Origin of the sequence: uncultured Spongiibacter sp., from assembly GCF_964011655.1 — a bacterium.
GTDB lineage: Bacteria > Pseudomonadota > Gammaproteobacteria > Pseudomonadales > Spongiibacteraceae > Spongiibacter > Spongiibacter marinus.
Genome location: NZ_CAXGPO010000008.1, coordinates 63,529 through 80,316 on the forward strand (window position 1 = coordinate 63,529; position 16,788 = coordinate 80,316).

Consider the following 16,788-nt stretch of genomic DNA (forward strand, 5'->3'; position numbering starts at 1 on the left):
ATGTGATGACGTCCCTCACCAAGGCAGAAATGGCGGAGCGCCTCTATGAAGAGCTCGGTCTGAACAAGCGTGAGGCGAAAGAGCTTGTCGAGCTGTTTTTTGAGCAGATTCGCCACTGTTTAGAGAATAATGAACAGGTCAAAATTTCCGGCTTTGGCAATTTTGACCTGCGTGATAAGAGCCAGCGGCCTGGGCGCAATCCCAAAACCGGTGAAGAAATTCCCATTTCTGCTCGGCGAGTGGTGACCTTCAGACCAGGCCAAAAGTTGAAATCCAGGGTAGAGGACTATGCTGGAACCAAGTCATAACGACGAGCTGCCACCGATCCCGGGAAAACGCTACTTTACGATAGGTGAAGTCAGCGAGCTCTGCTGCGTCAAACCGCATGTGCTGAGATACTGGGAGCAGGAGTTTCCTCAACTGGCACCCGTTAAGCGCAGGGGTAACCGCCGCTATTATCAGCACCAAGACGTGCTGATGATTCGTCAAATCCGCAGCCTGTTATATGAACAAGGCTATACCATTGGTGGTGCGCGGCAGCGCATGTCGGGGGATGAGGCTAAAGGCGATTCCGCCCAGTCCAAGTTATTGATTAAACAGTTAATCGGTGAACTGGAAGATTTGTTAAAAGATCTAAAAAGATAGTTCACAGTGCTGTTTAGTTGGGGTATGATTCTGCCCCTCATTTCGGGGCGTAGCGCAGTCTGGTAGCGCACCACACTGGGGGTGTGGGGGTCGCAGGTTCGAATCCTGCCGTTCCGACCATATTTAAAGGGCCGCTTCAGCGGCCCTTTTTCATTTTTAGACTGTTATTTTATTTAATCCGGCTTGCTGCATAGCATGCTGTTCTAACGATGCCCCTTATCCTGCATATACTCGGTCAGTAACTGACTGATTCAATACGCCATTCAAGCAAGTTGCCACCTCCAATCAGCTGCTTTTCACATAACGCAGGCTTTTGTGATTTGAATCACTATAATCAATACGTATAAACGCGTATTATCCGCCTATAACACAAATAAAGCAGAACGTAGATTCTGTTCGCGGAAAAACAAAAAATGTCTGGAGGACATGCTGTGAAAACTCTATCAATGAAACAACTGTCATTAGCGGCAGCCATCGCGGCTGCATCATCACTCTCAAGTGCTGGCCCTTTGGCGCCAATTATCGAACCGCTTGCTGAAGGCTTGGCGGGAACGCCGCTCGACGCAATCATCGCGCCGTTAAACGAAATCGATTCTCAGCTCTCAGCGCTCGATGGTGGTGGCGATAATCCTCTGCAGCCGATCCTGGATCAATTGCAGGGCGGCGGTAGTGGCGGTGACAACCCCTTGCAGCCCATTTTGGACCAGCTTCAGGGCGGTGGTGAAAACCCTCTTGCGCCATACGCATTGCAGCTGACGAAGACGGTTGACGACTTGGCCAATGACTTGGCGGGCAAGGACGGAACCGTAGACGCAGTGACTGATGTCGTTGATACCCTGGCAACCGACCCAACCGCCGTTCAAGCGAGTGTGGAAGCCATTCCACCGACACTGGAAGTGCTGTTTGCACATCTGCAAGAGAACTTGATGGGATTTGCGCCGGAGGGCGGCAGTGACGGTGGCGACAACCCGCTTCAGCCTCTGCTTGATCAGCTTCAGGGTGGTGGAGAGGGCGACAACCCGCTGCAGCCCCTTGTTGACCAATTTGAGAGCGCCGCAGCTGGCGGTGAGGGCGGTGAAAGTGATAACCCTCTTCAGCCAGTATTAGATGTACTGCCTATCCCCGCGCCATCTGAGGGCGGTGATAGCGACTCTGAGCCCAGTGCATTGCCGCTTTCACTAGCGTTTTCTTTCGAGTCAGCGGCTTTCAGCTTTTCATTCGGGTTTGACGGCCAAGAGCCGGTATTTGAATTGCCAACACCTTAACGAGGCGTGTTGACCTGATATAGTAGAGCCGGTTTCCTTAGGGAGCCGGCTTTTTTACTTTCAAGTTTCAGCTAGCTATATCACAATAACGCATAATATAAATTTGGGTCATGTTCCGGCAGATAGGCATCGACACTTGAATTTTCGGGCATTTATACAATCCTTCCTTATCGGCTTGCTCATGGCAGCGCCGATTGCGCAGGCACAGTTGATTTCGGTCGATGTACTGGGTATCGGGGTGGATGTTACCGTGCCAGGAGCCGGTAGCGGCGAAGATGATATTTCGGTGTTGTCGCTAGATGTTTTGAGCGACGATGCGGTGTTAGGGGCCGGAATCGCCGGGCAAGACATCCTTTTGCTGGGAGCGCCAGCGTCTCCTCTTGAAGTAGAGGGAGGGGGGAACGCTTTAGCACCCTTACTCGATAATTTGGGCGGTGAGAGCTCGGTTATTGAATTCCTGCAAGACACCGCCGGAGACGGCGACATTATTCCTGAAGTGCTTACCATAGAGCTTTCCGACGACACGCAAGCGAGTGACGAGGGGGCGAGGGTTGATGGTAATCGCGCAAAAAAGCCCTTAGCGCGGTCCGCTGCTGCGGCGCAGTGCCGTGATGCGGATCGCGACAGTGTATGTGACGAAGTAGATCTCTGCCCAAACTCGCCTGCTGAGGCGATTGTATTGCCCTCGGGTTGCCATTTCGAAGCCGGGCGTACACTGCGTCTCGTCGGGGTGAGCTTTGCCAGTGATACCGCTTTGCTCGACGCTTCTTCTGCGGCTACCCTCAGGCAGGCCGCCAATATCCTGAATTCACAGCGCTTTAAGAAAATTGAAATTGAGGTTGTCGGCCACACCGACGACCGCGGTGATGATGATTATAATATGCGCCTGTCTTTAGAGCGTGCTCAGGCCGTGGTACGTTTTCTCGCTGCCGAAGGTGTTGAGGTGCAGCGTTTGCAGGCCGTTGGCTTCGGTGAAAGACAGCCAAAGGTAAGTGTTGAGGGTTTGAGCGGACGTGACTTGGCCCAGGCTCGCGCAGAGAATAGACGTGTCGAGATGCGAGCGGCAAAGAACAGCGTCGAATCTGATGCTCGCTAAAGGTTAAGGACTTTGTATGGCAATTGATTTACCCCCAGTCATTCCTCCCCAAGCGTCCACTGCTGAGCGCATCGTGCAGTACAGTTCTGCACGTGAAGACGCAGTGTACGAGGCAGAGGTGGCGGGCTATACGCTGCGGATAACTGGGAATCGTCACCTTAGCAAAGAGCAATTGGATATGCTGATGGCGGCGGCGAAAACGCCGGCTCAGGCGGTCAATGCGCTAAACCAGTCATACCATCACCTGGGACACCTGTTAACGACGATCTATTTCGCCCAGCGCGACGAGACAATTTTTGTCCATGTTATCAACGGCACGTTGGCCGATATAAAAGCGCCGGAGGGGATCAAAGAGCATTTTTCGCCCTTGATTGGCGATAGCGACCTTCATCGCAGTGAATTCGATACAAAGCGCGTGTTAGCGAATTTAAAAAGTGACCGCGCAGGTCTCGACTATGGCATAAGCTATCAGGTCTCCGGGGACCCCAATGCCTTAACCATGGTATTCAGCGAGCGTGAAAAAGCTGACCATGATGCGACGGTGTTAAGCCTTTCCGCTAACAATTATGGCAATCGTTTTTTAGGACGCTATTTCGGTGGTGTCTCGGCTAAACATGATTTCGCCAATGGCCTCCATTTACAGTTTGTGTACGACCGAGCACTCACGGAACTCGGTGAGGTCAATGGTGGTGATTACTACGATGGCTATACGTTTCGGCTGAACTACCCGAGCCAATGGGGGCTTTATGGCATCGAAGCGCGCCATGTCGAGTATGCGCGCTTTGCTGACGCCTTGGTGACTACCGCAAATGACCCTTTGCTCAGTCTGGGTACGTGTGACATTGCGCTGTTGTGCGCGCTACTCGGCGGTACAGGCACGTCGATAAACATTGGCGGTGGCGGCACCACAACAACGTCTGAAGAGGTGTACTTAGAGCATCGCACGCAATCCGCAGCGCTTACCGGCGAGCAGGTTTTGATGAGCGATAGCCTTTACCGCTTGACGCTCACCGAACGCGTGGAATACATCGATTCCACTATTGATCTGCGCGGCGGTGGGGCACTGTTGGACGAGCCCCAAACCAACCTTGAGTTGGGGCTTAAGTTTAACCGCTTATTGCGTTTAGCAGGTTTTCCTAGCCGGTTAACAGCGCAGGCATTCATCGATTTTGGCTTGAAGTCAGACAGCGGCACCTTTGCCACAGACGACCGTCAAGGCGTGGTGTTCATCGGCAGAAGAACAAGTGAGTTTACTATCTTTAAGCCCCGTTTCTCGCTGCAATCTGCCGTGGTTGATTGGGCGAATCTAACGGCGAGTTTCACAGGCCAGTACTCCGATGGCAGCCAATTACCGCTACAGCAGCAATACTATTTGGGAGGTAGCAACGGTTTAGCGGCCTACCTTCCAGGGGTGCTGGTGGGTGATTCGGGTCACTATGCGAAGTTGAGCTTCGAATCTAACCCACTGCCTTTCATGGGCTTGGAAATAAAGCCGTCTGTGTTCATCGAGCAAGGTTGGGTTTGGTACGAAGATGCACGCGGTGACGCCGGTGATACAAGAATGATTAGCGACGCAGGCTTCGCCTTAAAAGCTAGCTATAAGGACTATTTGAGCAGCGAGTTTGTGGTGGCCCACCCGATCGATGATGAAAATATCAATCAGAGCTTACTCGATGCTGCCGAGGTCGACTTCTTTTGGCGGCTTAAAGTCAGCTATTAGACGGTGACGGGAAGAGCAGGGTGACAACACTGCCGCCTTGCTCGCGTGCGGCAAAACGTAGCTCGATGCCACAGCTGTCGGCAATGTCTCGCACTATGGCCAGCCCCAGGCCCTGGCCGTCGCCATATTGATCACCGCGTTTGCCGCGAATCATCATACTATCGATGTCTTCTTGTTCTAGGCCCTTGCCGTCATTTTCAATAAACAGTGCGACAGCGCCGTTTACCATCAGCTCGGCATAAACACATACCCGTGCATGACAGGCCTTACAGGCGTTATCGAGCAGATTGCCAAGTAATTCCATTAAATCCTGCTCGTCTACGGGCGCGGTTGTTTGGTCGTTGAGCGCGACCTCAGCAGTAAATGGCTTGGTGTGGTAAACCTTTTGCAGGGTGTGAATAAGCCTATCCACTAAGGGTTTAATCTGCGTTTTGGTGTGTAGTTGTTGCTGGCCGCTACTGACGGCCCTGCGCAGCTGGTAGCGAACAATATTATCCATTCTCTCGATTTGTTCGTTACGCTGAGTGTCGTCTAACTGGCCACTTTTTAGTACTGCAAGCGGGGTTTTCAAACTGTGCGCGAGGTCCCCCAGGGTATTGCGATAGCGCTCGCGCTGCCGGCGCTCTTTTTCGATCAGTTGATTGAGGTTGCTGGTGATAGCGGCCAGTTCACTGGGGTAGTTATCGCCGAGCCGCTCGGCCTGGCCTTTCTCCAGTAAACGCAGTTCTTTCGCCAGTCTGCGCAGTGGTTTTAAGCCCCAGTATTGGGTGACGGATATCAACAGCACAGAAAGAAAAGCAACGATGGTCATCCATATCGCCATCTGCCGGCGGAATTGCCTCTGCTCTTGAATGAGATTTGTTTTTTCCGAGTACAGAGAAAAAACAATCGCCAGATCCTCATTTTCCTCTGTTTCCCACAGGGCGCGATAGCGGTAATAGAGGAAGGGTTTTTGGTCGATGAGCGTTTCGCCGGTAAGGGCCTCGCCAGGCCGTGATATTTCGAAGTTGTTGGGTAGCGACAAGGTATCGGCGCTTAGCGATCGCCACAGCTGCTTACCGTCGGGAGATTGTATGTCCGCGTATAGCCCGGAGCGAAATTGCCAGAAATCAGGCTCCTTGAGCCGATCGTCAGTGCGAAAGCCATCTTCTTCATTCCACTCAACGGCTCCCAATAGAGAAAAGAATTGGGCTTGGAGTCGGTTTTCCTCGGCTTTCAGCAAACTACTCAGATAAGCGCGGTCAATAGCAGCGGCGGTCAAACCCAGTAGCAGGGGCATAGCAATGATCATCGAGATGATGAGCCGACGGCTAATTGAGGAGCGGCGCGTCGCCATTATTGTTGCGAGTCCTCTCCCAGCTCGAAGCGATAACCGCGGCCACGAAGCGTGCTGATGGGCTTGAGCTCGCCGGTTGGGTCAATTTTCTTTCGCAGTCTGGCGATAAAGACCTCTATAACGTTGCTGTCGCGATCAAAGTCTTGATCATACAGGTGCTCTGTGAGCTCCGTTTTAGAGACGACTTGCCCGCTGCGCATTGCCAGGTATTCCAGCGCATTGTACTCAAAGGTGGTGAGCTCTAGTTTACGTCCGGCGACGGTCGCCGATTTGGCAGCGGTATCAATTTGTAGTGCACCAAAACTAATGCGCGGGCTGGCAAACCCGGCTGAGCGCCGAATCAAGGCATTTGCGCGCGCCAATACCTCCTCGATCTGAAAAGGCTTTGCAACGTAGTCATCTGCGCCGGATTCTAGGCCCTTTACTTTGTCTTGCCAGCTGTCTCTCGCTGTTAAAATCAGTACAGGAAAGTCTCTGGCATCTTCACGCCAGTGCCCGACGACGCTAATGCCGTCTAACTTGGGTAGGCCTATATCAACGATGGCAAGGTCGTAGGGGTGCTCCCTTCCCAGGAACAGGGCTTCTTCTCCGTCACTGCAGGCGTCGCAGGCAAAGCCCGCTGCCGTGAATTGCTCGACAAGCTGGGCTTGCAACAGAGACTCGTCTTCAACGATTAATACACGCACCTGAGCTACCTTTGATCGATGATGACGTTTTTGACCTTGCCATTTTTTTGCAATATGCGCACGCGGTAGGCACTGCCGTTAACGGTTTGAATTTTTTTAGCGCCGACGGCGCGGCCGCCGTAGCGCCGTTCAGCAATTGAGATCGCCTCACTCGCGCTAATCAGTGGCTGATTTCGTCGCGGGTCCAAGGCGTTGCGCGGCGAAACACCTAGTGCCCCTCGGCCGTTATTAATGCCTTTTTCCAGCAAACCGCTACTGTAGCTGTTTATTGAAATAAGCATGCCGAAAACGATTGCGGCAAGGGTTTTAAAACTATGTCGAAAATTCATAATGTCACTGGCTTAGCGGGTTAGCGTGGCCGTTCGGGGGCTGACTCAATATGCATAGGTTACCGTAGTCAACTCAATTTGTTCAGTGTCTTTGTTCGGTAGTCCTGTCAGACACTTGCAGTTTGGGGGGACTAGGCTTAACTTTCGCTGAACCGCTTTGTTCAGCGTCAACCAATAAGGAGAATAGTGTGAAACTTTATACCTTTGATCCCGCGCCAAACCCCAGGCGGGTGAGCCTGATGTTAAAACATAAGGGCATCGACATTGATTCTGAACAGGTCGACCTGATGAAAGGCGAGCAGATGAGCGGTGAATACAGCAAAATTAACCCGCTGTGCACGGTGCCAGCTCTGCAACTCGATAATGGCGATACCCTGTGTGATGCCATTGCCATTTCGCTCTATATCGACGACCAGTTTCCCGAAAAGAGTGTGTTCGGTGCGAATGCGTTAGAGCGTGCAAAAATTGTCGCTTGGTGTCAGCGTCTCTATGTTGATGGCTTGGCGGCTGTTGCAGAGGTGCTGCGCAACACTAATCCCGCGTTTAAAGACCGTGCGTTGCCCGGGCCGGTAGCCGTGCCGCAGATCGCTGAACTGGAAGAAAGAGGCAACCTTAGAATTACCGCTTTTTATCAAACAATGGAAAAAGAACTGCAGAATCGCCAGTATTTGGTGGGAGAGTCCTTAAGCCAAGCGGATATCGACCTCTATGCCGTACTCGGATTCTGCAACTGGGTAAAACGCGATATTCCTGAAGATTGTCCGGTACTGCGGGCGTGGTTCGATACCATGAAGCAGCACTTCGGTGAGTAAATTAGCACAACAACCAGCCGGCTGATCTAGGTGCAAAGGCCTCCAGCCGGTTCACACCTCGCTGCACTTAAGGCAGTTGGCTAGGCCGGATGGAGGATGTAGGCCATCGGCTGTTGGCGCAAAATAGTCATTTACCACCCGGAATGGCTAATATGAAAAGAATAATAGTTGCCGCTTTGAGTGTTTGTGCTCTCATGCTGTGTCAACAGGGCTATACCCAGCCGATTGCAAACCTGGACACCTCCACCACGAATCTGGTTACAAAGCCCCGCTGCAAAAACTGGCAGCCCGAACGGCAGTTACTTTTTGGTGATCTGCACGTACACACCAAGTACTCCCTGGATGCAAGTACTCAAGGTACTCGAACCTCTCCCGCCGATGCCTACCGTTTTGCAAAAGGTGGCCGTCTACCCGTTCAGCCCTGGCTCCCTGATGGCGAGGCGTTGAGGGAGTTGCAGCTAGAGAGACCTCTGGACTTCGCGGCGGTGACAGATCACGCCGAGTTATTTGGCGAGCGCGATATTTGTTTGGACCCGTCACAACGCGGCTATGGCAGTTGGCAATGTCGTTTGTATCGCGGTTGGCCTCGCGGGGCATTTTTTCTGTTCAATACCAAAGCTGCCATGGCCGGTCGCTTAGGCTTTTGTGGTGAAGATGGCGAATACTGTCGACAGGCGGCCTTGCGCCCCTGGCAAGACATTCAAACCTCAGCTGAAGTGGCTTACGACCGCAGTGATGACTGTGAATTTACCTCTTTCGTGGCCTATGAGTGGACGGGGGCGGCCGAGAATCTCGCCAACCTCCATCGCAATATTATTTTTCGCAATGCCAGTGTGCCAGCGTTGCCGGTTTCCTTTATCGATGCCCCCAGTGCCCCACAACTGTGGGATGGGCTCGATGCGCAATGTGGCAAAGCGAGCGCCCTTAAAAACTGTGAAGTGCTGGTGATTCCTCACAATAGTAATTTGAGTGATGGCTATATGTTTGCCTTGAACGAAGAGGGAAATAACGACCCAAGTAGAGAGGCGCAGAGAGCGCGTTTAGAGCGCGTTGTAGAAATTATGCAGCACAAGGGCAGTTCCGAGTGCTACTACGATCCGCTGCAATCTGAGGATGAGCTGTGCGGCTTCGAACAATTACCTTATGGCAGCTTTCGCAGTAAATTTCTCGGCAAGCTTTCCCCTTCGTTGAGTGAACCGGCAGGGCCAAAATCCGGTTTTTTGCGCGAGGTATTGCGCGATGGCCTGGCGTACGCCAACTCCAGCGACTCGGGGCTCAATCCACTGGCTTTTGGCTTTATCGCCAGCAGCGACACCCACATTTCTGCGCCTGGAGCGGTGAGCGAGGAAGAGTTCCTAGGGCATGGTGGGGCAGGTATGCCGGCGGGTGAAAGTGTGCCGCCGGGATTGCCCGATGATATCGAGTTTAATCCGGGTGGTCTTGCGGCGGTATGGGCAGAAGAGAATAGTCGCGACGCCATTTTCGATGCCTTGCTAAGGCGCGAGGTCTATGCGACCAGTGGGCCGCGTATCGCCCTGAGAGTTTTTGCGGGCGAGGAGCTCCCCAGCGATTTATGTGAGCGCACGGATTTTGCCAAAGTGGGTTATGAGAACGGCGTACCCATGGGAGGGGAGCTCCAGCTTAATTCATCATCGGCCCCCCGTATTGCGGTGATGGCTGCAATGGACCCCGGCACAGCGAAGTGGCCTGGCTTACCGCTGCAAACTCTACAGATTGTAAAAGGCAGTGTTGATAGCGAAGGGCAGCGCTCAGAAACAGTGATTGATATTGCCAGCTCGGGAAAACCGGCGACCGTAGACATAAACAGCTGCCAAACGCAGGGTAGTGGCGCCGCACAACTTTGCTCGGTATGGCAGGATCCGGATTTCGACCCGGAGGCGCGCCATTACTACTACGCTCGCGCCGTCGAAGTGCCCCGTTGCCGGTGGAGTCAGCAGCTGTGCGTGGCGGCCGCAGTAGACTGCAGCCAGCCGGACACCATTTCACCCGGCTATGAAAGCTGCTGCCGTGATGATCACCGACGTCAAATACAAGAGCGAGCATGGAGCTCGCCTGTGTGGGTGACCACGCAGCAAGCTCCCTCTGGCAGCTAAGTGGAGTGCCTTATTCAAGGCTGCTTTTTGGGCGGCGCCGGATAGCGATCCATAACAATTAATGGGTGAAAGGCGAGCTCAATACCCTCTTGGATACGGCTGCTGTTCCCAAGGATTTTTTTACGGCGCACGAAGCCTTTCTGGCTCTTGCGAGAGTCGATCGCATGCAGCGTATCCAAACCACCGCGGCTGGCGAACAGCGGCTGCCCTTCGGTGCTGTAGAGAGTAATCACTAAGCTCGCGCCCTTGATCACTTGAGTCCAATTGAAATCAACCGGAACACTGGCGCTTGCGCCCTCTGTGGCAGGTTCGCGGGTAACGCCATACCAGCGGGCATAGTGTTTCATGCCCGTGCTGTGCTGCACGTCATGGGCGATTAGGTCAGTAAAGACGATCGCATCGATATCTTTATGTGCCTGCAGGCTTTGAAAGGTGCTGGCCATTACCTGCTGCCAACCCTGTTGGTCGACTTTGCCCGTTGTGGGGTCGTAGAATTCACCGAAGTTCAGCAGGGCCTGCTGCCAGGCATTGTTGAATAAATGTTGAGGTGCGATCTCGAAGCCATTTTCTTGCAGGTAGTCCACCACCATCGAATCGATTTTCGTTACGCTGTCCCGTAACATGGAGCGGGTGGGTTCACCGGTGACATTGACACTGGCAACAATCACTTTTTTCACTGGTTTCGCAGCCATAGCGTCTTTGGCGATAAAGAAATCGAACACAGTGGGGTTGTAGCTCACGGAGCTGCAGGCACCGAGCAACAGTCCTGCTGCAGCAACTATCGGAAGCAAAATTCTCACAGTAACACCTATTTATTTGAATGCGCAGGCATTCTAGCAACCGGATCAGAGCATGAGAAGTGAAGTAAAAAATGCAGCGGCGGTGCTGCACAGCGAGTCGCGGGGTGAGGGGCCTACTGTCGTGCTATTGCACGGGCTATTTGGCTCGGCCAGCAATTTATTGACCCTGTCACGCCACTTGGAGCCCAACTATCGTGTCGTACGCATGGATCTGCGCAACCACGGTAAGTCTCCTCACCGAGACTATATGGATATTCCCAGTATGGCTGAGGATGTGGCCAAAACCCTCGGCGAGCTGGCGGTGCAAAGTGCGACGTTTCTGGGGCACTCTCTCGGTGGCAAGGTGGCGATGCAATTGGCGGCTTCTCAGCCCAACTTGGTAGAGAAACTTGTGGTCGCCGATATTGCACCGGTTCGCTATGGGCGCGGCCACGATGCCATTATTGAGGGTTTATTGGCAATGGACTTGCGCGCGCTGCGTAACCGAGACCATGCCGACGAGCAGCTTCAAGCAGCCGTGCCCGAGCTACCCATACGACAGTTCTTATTGAAAAACCTAGTGCGCGACGGCGAGGGTTGGGCTTGGCGCATGAACCTTTCGGTAATTGCAGACTGCTACGATTTACTGCGTGATGCGCCCGCTGCAGAGCCCTATGCGGGCCCGACACTATTTATCCGCGGAGAGAACTCTCGCTACATTATTGATGAGAACCGAGTGGGAATTATGAAGCAGTTTCCCGACAGTCGCATCGAAACCATAGCGGGAACGGGGCATTGGCTGCACGCCGAAAAGCCGCGTGAATTCAACGCGCTGGTGTCTGGCTTTTTGGCTGAGACCTAACATGATTGATGCCATTAGTGCCCAGCTATACGCAGAGCAACCCCAGGACACGCTTTATCATTACACGTCGTTGAGCGGCGTTTTGGGCATTCTGGGCAGCGGTGTACTGTGGGCCAGCGACATACGCTACATGAATGATTCTGCGGAGCTCAGGCATACCGCCGATTTGGTGAAGCGCGAGGTGGAGCTGCGAATTCGCCAAGGGCATGATCAGCCCGCGCTGCTAAATGCCTTTATCGATTGGGTGCAGCACCGTATTACCAATGGCCATATTTTATTTGGTGCTTCGTTTCGCTCTAATGGCAATTTACTGAGCCAATGGCGTGGGTATAGCTCTGTAGGTAAAGGCGCAAGTCTCGGCTTCAATGCTGCCTTTATTCGCCGCTGCGCGAGCAGCCAGAGCTTTAACCTGGGGCGCTGTGTCTATGCGCCGAGCGCGCAGCATAGTTTGATAGCAGAAATTATCGACGGTGTTGAACTGTTGGCCGGAGAAGGGGAGCAGAAGGATTTCCCGAGCTTATTTGCTCACCTGGAAACCGACTTGCTGCGTATCGCCGCCATTTTGAAGCACCCCTCGTTTGAGGAAGAGCAGGAGTGGCGTTTGGTTTCGCCAGTAATTTCCAACTACCCCAATGCAGAGGTTTTCTTTCGAGAAGGCCGGAGTATGCTGGTGCCGTATATGAAGTTTGCACTGGCCTCATCAGAGGGAGAAGCAATGGCTCTCGATCATGTTTACTTGGGCCCAACGCCCAATATTAGTTTGTCGATGAACTCGCTGAAAATGTGCCTGCTGAAGCACGGTATTCAGCCAGCGGAGGGTATCGACTATTGCCAGATACCCTACCGCCAGCGCTAGGCCTACTCGCCGGAGAGGATGAAGTCGGCGCAGCGCTCGCCGATCAGCACTGAAGTTGCGTTGGTGTTTCCGGAAATAATTGTTGGCATCACGGATGCATCGGCAACGCGAAGGCCTTCAACGCCATGTACTTTGAGGTGTTGGTCGACCACGGCCATGTCGTCGTTACCCATTTTACAGGTGCCAACAGGGTGGTATACAGACTCGCCGGTGTTGCGCACAAACTCAAGAATCTCTTCGTCACTTTGTACTTCAGGGCCGGGCACAAGCTCTTCACGGCGCCAGGAGTCGAAGACGGGAGCCTCAAAAATTTCACGCGTTTTGCGAATCGCTGCGATCATCTTTTGACGATCTTCCTCTTCCGCTAAGTAGTTGTGAATAAATGCCGGTGGCTCGGTTGGATCTGTGCTGCGAATGTGCACCCAGCCGCGGCTCTTTGGTCGCAGATAGCATACTGTCGCCGTGGTGCCTGGCACGGTAAGCATGCGGCCGTTTTCGTCCTGATCACCGGCGGCGGGGGTGAAGTGAATCTGCGCGTCGGGGCGATCGACGTCGTCCGAGGTGCGGAAGAAAACACCAACCTGCGAGGCCGGATGCGCCAGCATGCCTTTGCCCTTAAACCAGAACTTGAATAAGTTGCCGATCATTGGCAGCGGGCGTGAGTCCTCATAGAACGTTCGCAGTCCCTCGAAGGAGCGCTGGGTGTTCACAGTTAGGTGGTCCTGCATATTTTCACCGACACCAGGCAAATTGTGCACGGACTTAATGCCTTTCTGGCGCAGCAGCTCGGCATTGCCGATACCGCTAAGTTCTAACAGCTGCGGTGAGTTCATTGTGCCACCGCATAAAATGATTTCTCCCCGGCAGCGAGCGGTGACATCCTTACCATTTTTCAAATAGCGAAGACCGGTTGTGCGATGACCTTCGAAAATAATCTGGCTGGCCAGGGCGTTGGTTTCAATCGTCAAATTTCTGCGCTTCGCGGCATTGCGCAGATAGGTGCGTGCGGTGCTCTGACGGCGGCCGCGGCGAATATTCACTTGATAAAACCCTGCGCCTTCCTGAGTTTCGCCATTGAAATCAGGGTTGTAGGGGATGCCCACTTCCTGCGCGGCTTTCACGTAGAGGTCCGCCATTTCGTAGTGGTCTTGCACGTCATCAACGTGGAGTTGGCCGTCGCGCCCGTGGTATTCGTCACTGCATTGGCCCACATAGGCCTCGTTGCGCTTAAAGATAGGCAGCAGTTTGTCATAGCTCCACTCGGTGTTACCCAGGGCCGCCCAATGGTCGTAATCTTCCTTTTGGCCGCGTATATAGACCATGCCGTTAATTGAACTGGAACCGCCGAGCACCTTGCCTCGGGGCTGGTCAATGCAGCGATCATTCATATGAGGCTCAGGCTCACTGGCATAGCACCAACTGAATTTGGGGTTTTTCATGGTGAAGGCAAAACCCAGTGGCATATGAATAACAGGATTGCTGTCTTTCCCACCTGCCTCTAGGAGCAGGACATTGCGTTGGCCGTCCTCACTGAGGCGATTGGCCAGGGCGCAGCCAGCGGAGCCGGCGCCGACAATAATGTAGTCATAGAGCTTAGTCACAGTGAGTTTGCCTCGCGTTATTGTTTTACTGGTGTTCGGGCGCTGGGGCCGGTCAAGTTATTCCCACTAGCGTAGAGGGAATGGGCGATAAGGTTAAGTTATAATTATGTAACCTTCGGCCAGCCAAGTCTATGCTCGGCGGTATTCACCGCTGTCTGCCAGTTAAACGCCTTCACTAATGCCGCATAGGCACCCGTTAACGGCGATACAAAGCGCTGCCGTTCGCCACTGGCGGGATGGCTGAACTCCAGGGCCATGGCGTGCAGTAACAGGCGAGGGCAGGCTAAATGCTCAGCAAAATAACGGTTATGCCTACCGCGGCCGTGCTTGGCGTCACCAATAATGGGGTGGGCGATATGCTTCATGTGTCGGCGAATCTGGTGGGGCCGCCCAGTCAGCGGCTGGGCGAGCACTAATGAGTAGCGCGATTGAGGGTATTTTTCGATGCAGGCATCAAGTTCGTACTGAGCCAGACACTGATAGTGGGTAATGGCCGGCTTGGCGTCCCCAAACTCCGCTCTTCCCGCATAGCGATCGGGGTCTGCCCGCAATGGGTGATCGATGCAGCCACTGGCGGGGGCGTAACCCCGAACTGTCGCTAGGTAGGCCTTGCGGATCTGGTGCTGGGCAAACTGTTTGGCTAATACCGAGGCACTCTCGCTGTGCAGGCCAAAAACCATAACCCCTGAGGTGGGCTTATCCAGGCGATGAACGGGGTAGATGTATTGCCCTAGCTGCTCGCGGAGTATCTGTAAGGCAAAGCGCGTTTCTCGCCGGTCTATTGGGCTGCGGTGAACGAGCAGGCCGCTGGGCTTGTCCACCACAACAATATCGTCGTCGCGATAGAGCAGCGGCAGTTGCTCAACGGCGTTTTCTGTACTTTTTGGTTCCTTATCTTGCGAGTTTGATGAAGAGTTTGTCATTTTCCCTAGGTTTTCTTGTCGCTAGTGGCTGGGCGGGGTAGATTTCCCGATCTACTACTACGTATGCCAGAAAAATCAGCGGAGATAATAAGTGGCAGAAAAATTTTTGTGTCAAGCCGTGGATATGACCTTCTTTGAATCAGCACCGTTTAAGTACGTTGCTGAGGTAGAGTTCGGTGTCAGCGCGGCAGATGTCTTTGCATCTTTTGAAAATGCCGATGACTGGCCCCGTTGGGCAATGCCGATCCAGCGCGTGGAGTGGACCTCGCCGAGGCCTTTCGGGATCGGGACGACTCGTACAGTATATATGATGGGCGGGCTGACGGGTTTCGAAGAGTTTATTGCCTGGGAGCGGGGCAGGGAAATGGCATTCTGTTTCACACACGCTACCCGGGACAATATAGAGTCCTTTGCCGAGCGCTACGAAGTGGACGAATTGGCGGATAACCGCTGTCGCGTGCGGTGGACAATGGCGATGAAGCCAAAGGGCTTTAGTAAGGTATTCCTACCCGTCTTCAGCCCTGTGATGCGTTTTGGTGTGAAAATGATGCTCAAGAACTTGAAACGCTTATTGGAGAAGCGCGCCAATTGATACATGGCGCGCTTTTTTACGACCTAACTCAGTTGTTCGCAACACGCTCCGCACTGGCAATTTCGGCGTCCAGCTTTGCGATAATGGTGTCAATATCATCCTGCGACAGTTCGCCTTCCTTCAGGTAAGTAATTTCACCCTCGGCATTGAGCAAAATAATCGCAATGGTTCGAGACTTTAATTGCCAGGCCTTTAGCCCGCGTCCAGCATCGTCGGCAACAAGCACAGCTTGGGGGTGAGCGCGCTTATTCTTGGCGAGCTCACCAGCGACCAAGCCAGAGGTTCCCCACAGTGCGTCATCAAGGTTGACCACGGAAATTGATTGGAAACTCTCAGTGGGATACTCACCGGCTTCCAGCCGTGCGCGAAGGGGGGCAATCGCGGCATCTGATGACATGCGCGCAGGCATGTGAAAAATAAGTGCTGGGCTGCCCGTGCTGATACTGGTGCTAGACCAAGGGCTGAAGCTCACCTTATCGCCCGACATAACCAGCTCCCCGCGGCTTGGCACGTCCAGCGTAGGTAAATTGCCGCCCACTTCCAGTGCCATACCCAAGCTGCTGCCAAGCAGAGCCAGTGAGACGGCTACAGATTTCCATAAACGCAACATGAATCGATCCTTATAATAGTAGTTAAAGCAATGCGCGGCAGAATAGCATAGCAGCCACGTTGCAATGATGACGCTTAGTTCACATTATCGGCCTCGTATCTGAACCGAGGCTGAATTGGCTGAGACCTCCACTGAGACCCATTATTCGCCAAAAAGTGTCGCAACAATGCGGCGTTGGCCACCTCTGTTGCGGTGCTCTCCAAGGTACACACCTTGCCAAGTACCCAAGGCAAGCCGTCCCTCGCTCACGGGTATTGTCACGTTACTGCCCAATAGACTGGCTTTAATATGGGCTGGAAGATCGTCGCTGCCCTCATCGATATGCTGGTAGTGGGTATCGCCTTCCGGAACGCAGCGGGAGAAAAAATACTCAAAGTCGCTACGAACTGTGGGGTCGGCATTCTCGTTAAGCGTTAATGACGCCGAGGTGTGTTGAATAAACAGCTGACATAAACCGACAGATAATTGTGATATTTCCGGCAGTTGCGCGATGATCTCATTGTCGATGAGGTGAAAGCCACGCGCTTTCGCGCGTAGAGTAATCGTTCGTTGTATCCACATT

The 16,788-nt window shown here is 53.4% G+C and carries 18 protein-coding genes and 1 tRNA gene; 11 read left to right on the forward strand and 8 right to left on the reverse strand.

Features of this window, described 5'->3' with window-relative positions; all coding sequences use genetic code 11:
- The first annotated feature begins 5 nt into the window (after window positions 1-5).
- The 6 genes from ihfA to ABNS66_RS06060 all read left to right on the forward strand — a co-directional run bounded on the left by ihfA (window position 6) and on the right by ABNS66_RS06060 (window position 4,726).
- Window positions 6-308 carry an integration host factor subunit alpha gene (gene ihfA, locus ABNS66_RS06035; RefSeq protein WP_022960519.1) on the forward strand — a complete coding sequence of 101 codons (303 nt, stop codon included), beginning with the start codon at window positions 6-8 and terminating at the stop codon, window positions 306-308.
- Complete coding sequence (locus ABNS66_RS06040; protein WP_027872676.1) at window positions 289-645, forward strand: MerR family transcriptional regulator; 357 nt, start codon at window positions 289-291, stop codon at window positions 643-645. The genes ihfA and ABNS66_RS06040 overlap by 20 nt, the downstream gene beginning before the upstream one ends.
- A 43-nt stretch (window positions 646-688) precedes the next feature.
- Window positions 689-765 (forward strand) — tRNA-Pro (locus ABNS66_RS06045).
- Between the two features lie 311 nt (window positions 766-1,076).
- Window positions 1,077-1,910 carry a hypothetical protein gene (locus ABNS66_RS06050; RefSeq protein WP_286694091.1) on the forward strand — a complete coding sequence of 278 codons (834 nt, stop codon included), beginning with the start codon at window positions 1,077-1,079 and terminating at the stop codon, window positions 1,908-1,910.
- A gap of 181 nt (window positions 1,911-2,091) precedes the next feature.
- Window positions 2,092-3,006 carry an OmpA family protein gene (locus tag ABNS66_RS06055; protein WP_286694092.1) on the forward strand — a complete coding sequence of 305 codons (915 nt, stop codon included), beginning with the start codon at window positions 2,092-2,094 and terminating at the stop codon, window positions 3,004-3,006.
- A 16-nt stretch (window positions 3,007-3,022) separates the two neighbouring features.
- A complete protein-coding gene (locus ABNS66_RS06060; RefSeq protein WP_286836997.1) occupies window positions 3,023-4,726 on the forward strand; it encodes a ShlB/FhaC/HecB family hemolysin secretion/activation protein in 1,704 nt (567 codons plus the stop codon).
- On the opposite strand, the gene ABNS66_RS06065 is transcribed toward ABNS66_RS06060, so the two are convergent.
- From ABNS66_RS06065 to ABNS66_RS06075, 3 genes are read right to left on the reverse strand one after another with little or no spacing between them, the layout of a single operon-like run.
- Complete coding sequence (locus tag ABNS66_RS06065; protein WP_286836998.1) at window positions 4,716-6,062, reverse strand: ATP-binding protein; 1,347 nt, start codon at window positions 6,060-6,062, stop codon at window positions 4,716-4,718. The genes ABNS66_RS06060 and ABNS66_RS06065 overlap by 11 nt on opposite strands.
- Window positions 6,062-6,748, reverse strand: a complete 687-nt coding sequence (locus ABNS66_RS06070) for a response regulator transcription factor (protein ID WP_204995566.1) — start codon at window positions 6,746-6,748, stop codon at window positions 6,062-6,064. Before ABNS66_RS06070 ends, ABNS66_RS06065 begins: the two co-directional genes overlap by 1 nt.
- Before the next feature lie 5 nt (window positions 6,749-6,753).
- A complete protein-coding gene (locus ABNS66_RS06075; protein ID WP_204995565.1) occupies window positions 6,754-7,077 on the reverse strand; it encodes a PepSY domain-containing protein in 324 nt (107 codons plus the stop codon).
- A 188-nt stretch (window positions 7,078-7,265) separates the two neighbouring features.
- Here ABNS66_RS06075 and ABNS66_RS06080 point away from each other — a divergent pair, with 188 nt between their 5' ends.
- Window positions 7,266-7,889, forward strand: coding sequence for a glutathione S-transferase family protein (locus ABNS66_RS06080; protein WP_204995564.1), 624 nt, complete (start codon window positions 7,266-7,268; stop codon window positions 7,887-7,889).
- A 152-nt stretch (window positions 7,890-8,041) separates the two neighbouring features.
- Window positions 8,042-10,003 carry a DUF3604 domain-containing protein gene (locus tag ABNS66_RS06085; RefSeq protein ID WP_286837001.1) on the forward strand — a complete coding sequence of 654 codons (1,962 nt, stop codon included), beginning with the start codon at window positions 8,042-8,044 and terminating at the stop codon, window positions 10,001-10,003.
- A gap of 14 nt (window positions 10,004-10,017) precedes the next feature.
- On the opposite strand, the gene ABNS66_RS06090 is transcribed toward ABNS66_RS06085, so the two are convergent.
- Window positions 10,018-10,803, reverse strand: a complete 786-nt coding sequence (locus ABNS66_RS06090) for a hypothetical protein (RefSeq protein ID WP_204995562.1) — start codon at window positions 10,801-10,803, stop codon at window positions 10,018-10,020.
- A gap of 52 nt (window positions 10,804-10,855) precedes the next feature.
- Between ABNS66_RS06090 and ABNS66_RS06095 the strand changes: the two genes are divergently transcribed.
- Together ABNS66_RS06095 and ABNS66_RS06100 are read left to right on the forward strand one after the other, a co-directional pair.
- On the forward strand, window positions 10,856-11,644 hold the full coding sequence (locus tag ABNS66_RS06095) for an alpha/beta fold hydrolase (RefSeq protein WP_286837002.1): 789 nt from the start codon (window positions 10,856-10,858) through the stop codon (window positions 11,642-11,644).
- Between the two features lies 1 nt (window position 11,645).
- Window positions 11,646-12,500, forward strand: coding sequence for a DUF2971 domain-containing protein (locus ABNS66_RS06100; protein WP_204995560.1), 855 nt, complete (start codon window positions 11,646-11,648; stop codon window positions 12,498-12,500).
- Between the two features lie 2 nt (window positions 12,501-12,502).
- Here the strand turns inward: ABNS66_RS06100 and ABNS66_RS06105 are convergent, their stop codons facing one another.
- On the reverse strand, window positions 12,503-14,101 hold the full coding sequence (locus ABNS66_RS06105; protein WP_286837003.1) for a choline dehydrogenase: 1,599 nt from the start codon (window positions 14,099-14,101) through the stop codon (window positions 12,503-12,505).
- A gap of 104 nt (window positions 14,102-14,205) precedes the next feature.
- Window positions 14,206-15,024, reverse strand: a complete 819-nt coding sequence (locus ABNS66_RS06110) for a pseudouridine synthase (RefSeq protein WP_286837004.1) — start codon at window positions 15,022-15,024, stop codon at window positions 14,206-14,208.
- Window positions 15,025-15,115: 91 nt separating this feature from the next.
- Between ABNS66_RS06110 and ABNS66_RS06115 the strand changes: the two genes are divergently transcribed.
- Complete coding sequence (locus ABNS66_RS06115; RefSeq protein ID WP_027872665.1) at window positions 15,116-15,616, forward strand: SRPBCC family protein; 501 nt, start codon at window positions 15,116-15,118, stop codon at window positions 15,614-15,616.
- Between the two features lie 28 nt (window positions 15,617-15,644).
- Here ABNS66_RS06115 and ABNS66_RS06120 read toward each other — a convergent pair whose 3' ends face one another.
- Together ABNS66_RS06120 and ABNS66_RS06125 are read right to left on the reverse strand one after the other, a co-directional pair.
- On the reverse strand, window positions 15,645-16,226 hold the full coding sequence (locus ABNS66_RS06120; protein WP_286837005.1) for a YtfJ family protein: 582 nt from the start codon (window positions 16,224-16,226) through the stop codon (window positions 15,645-15,647).
- Window positions 16,227-16,367: 141 nt separating this feature from the next.
- Entirely contained in the window at window positions 16,368-16,787 is a 420-nt protein-coding gene (locus ABNS66_RS06125; RefSeq protein WP_286837006.1) for a secondary thiamine-phosphate synthase enzyme YjbQ, read from the reverse strand.
- Between the last annotated feature and the right edge of the window lies 1 nt (window position 16,788).

Bases quoted from the DNA above. Each gene is read 5' to 3' on its own strand.
- ihfA (WP_022960519.1), top strand. From the start codon at position 6: ATGACGTCCCTCACCAAGGCAGAAATGGCGGAGCGCCTCTATGAAGAG.
- ABNS66_RS06040 (WP_027872676.1), top strand. From the start codon at position 289: ATGCTGGAACCAAGTCATAACGACGAGCTGCCACCGATCCCGGGAAAA.
- ABNS66_RS06055 (WP_286694092.1), top strand. From the start codon at position 2,092: ATGGCAGCGCCGATTGCGCAGGCACAGTTGATTTCGGTCGATGTACTG.
- ABNS66_RS06060 (WP_286836997.1), top strand. From the start codon at position 3,023: ATGGCAATTGATTTACCCCCAGTCATTCCTCCCCAAGCGTCCACTGCT.
- ABNS66_RS06065 (WP_286836998.1), bottom strand. From the start codon at position 6,062: ATGGCGACGCGCCGCTCCTCAATTAGCCGTCGGCTCATCATCTCGATG.
- ABNS66_RS06075 (WP_204995565.1), bottom strand. From the start codon at position 7,077: ATGAATTTTCGACATAGTTTTAAAACCCTTGCCGCAATCGTTTTCGGC.
- ABNS66_RS06085 (WP_286837001.1), top strand. From the start codon at position 8,042: ATGAAAAGAATAATAGTTGCCGCTTTGAGTGTTTGTGCTCTCATGCTG.
- ABNS66_RS06095 (WP_286837002.1), top strand. From the start codon at position 10,856: ATGAGAAGTGAAGTAAAAAATGCAGCGGCGGTGCTGCACAGCGAGTCG.
- ABNS66_RS06100 (WP_204995560.1), top strand. From the start codon at position 11,646: ATGATTGATGCCATTAGTGCCCAGCTATACGCAGAGCAACCCCAGGAC.
- ABNS66_RS06110 (WP_286837004.1), bottom strand. From the start codon at position 15,024: ATGACAAACTCTTCATCAAACTCGCAAGATAAGGAACCAAAAAGTACA.
- ABNS66_RS06120 (WP_286837005.1), bottom strand. From the start codon at position 16,226: ATGTTGCGTTTATGGAAATCTGTAGCCGTCTCACTGGCTCTGCTTGGC.
- ABNS66_RS06125 (WP_286837006.1), bottom strand. From the start codon at position 16,787: ATGTGGATACAACGAACGATTACTCTACGCGCGAAAGCGCGTGGCTTT.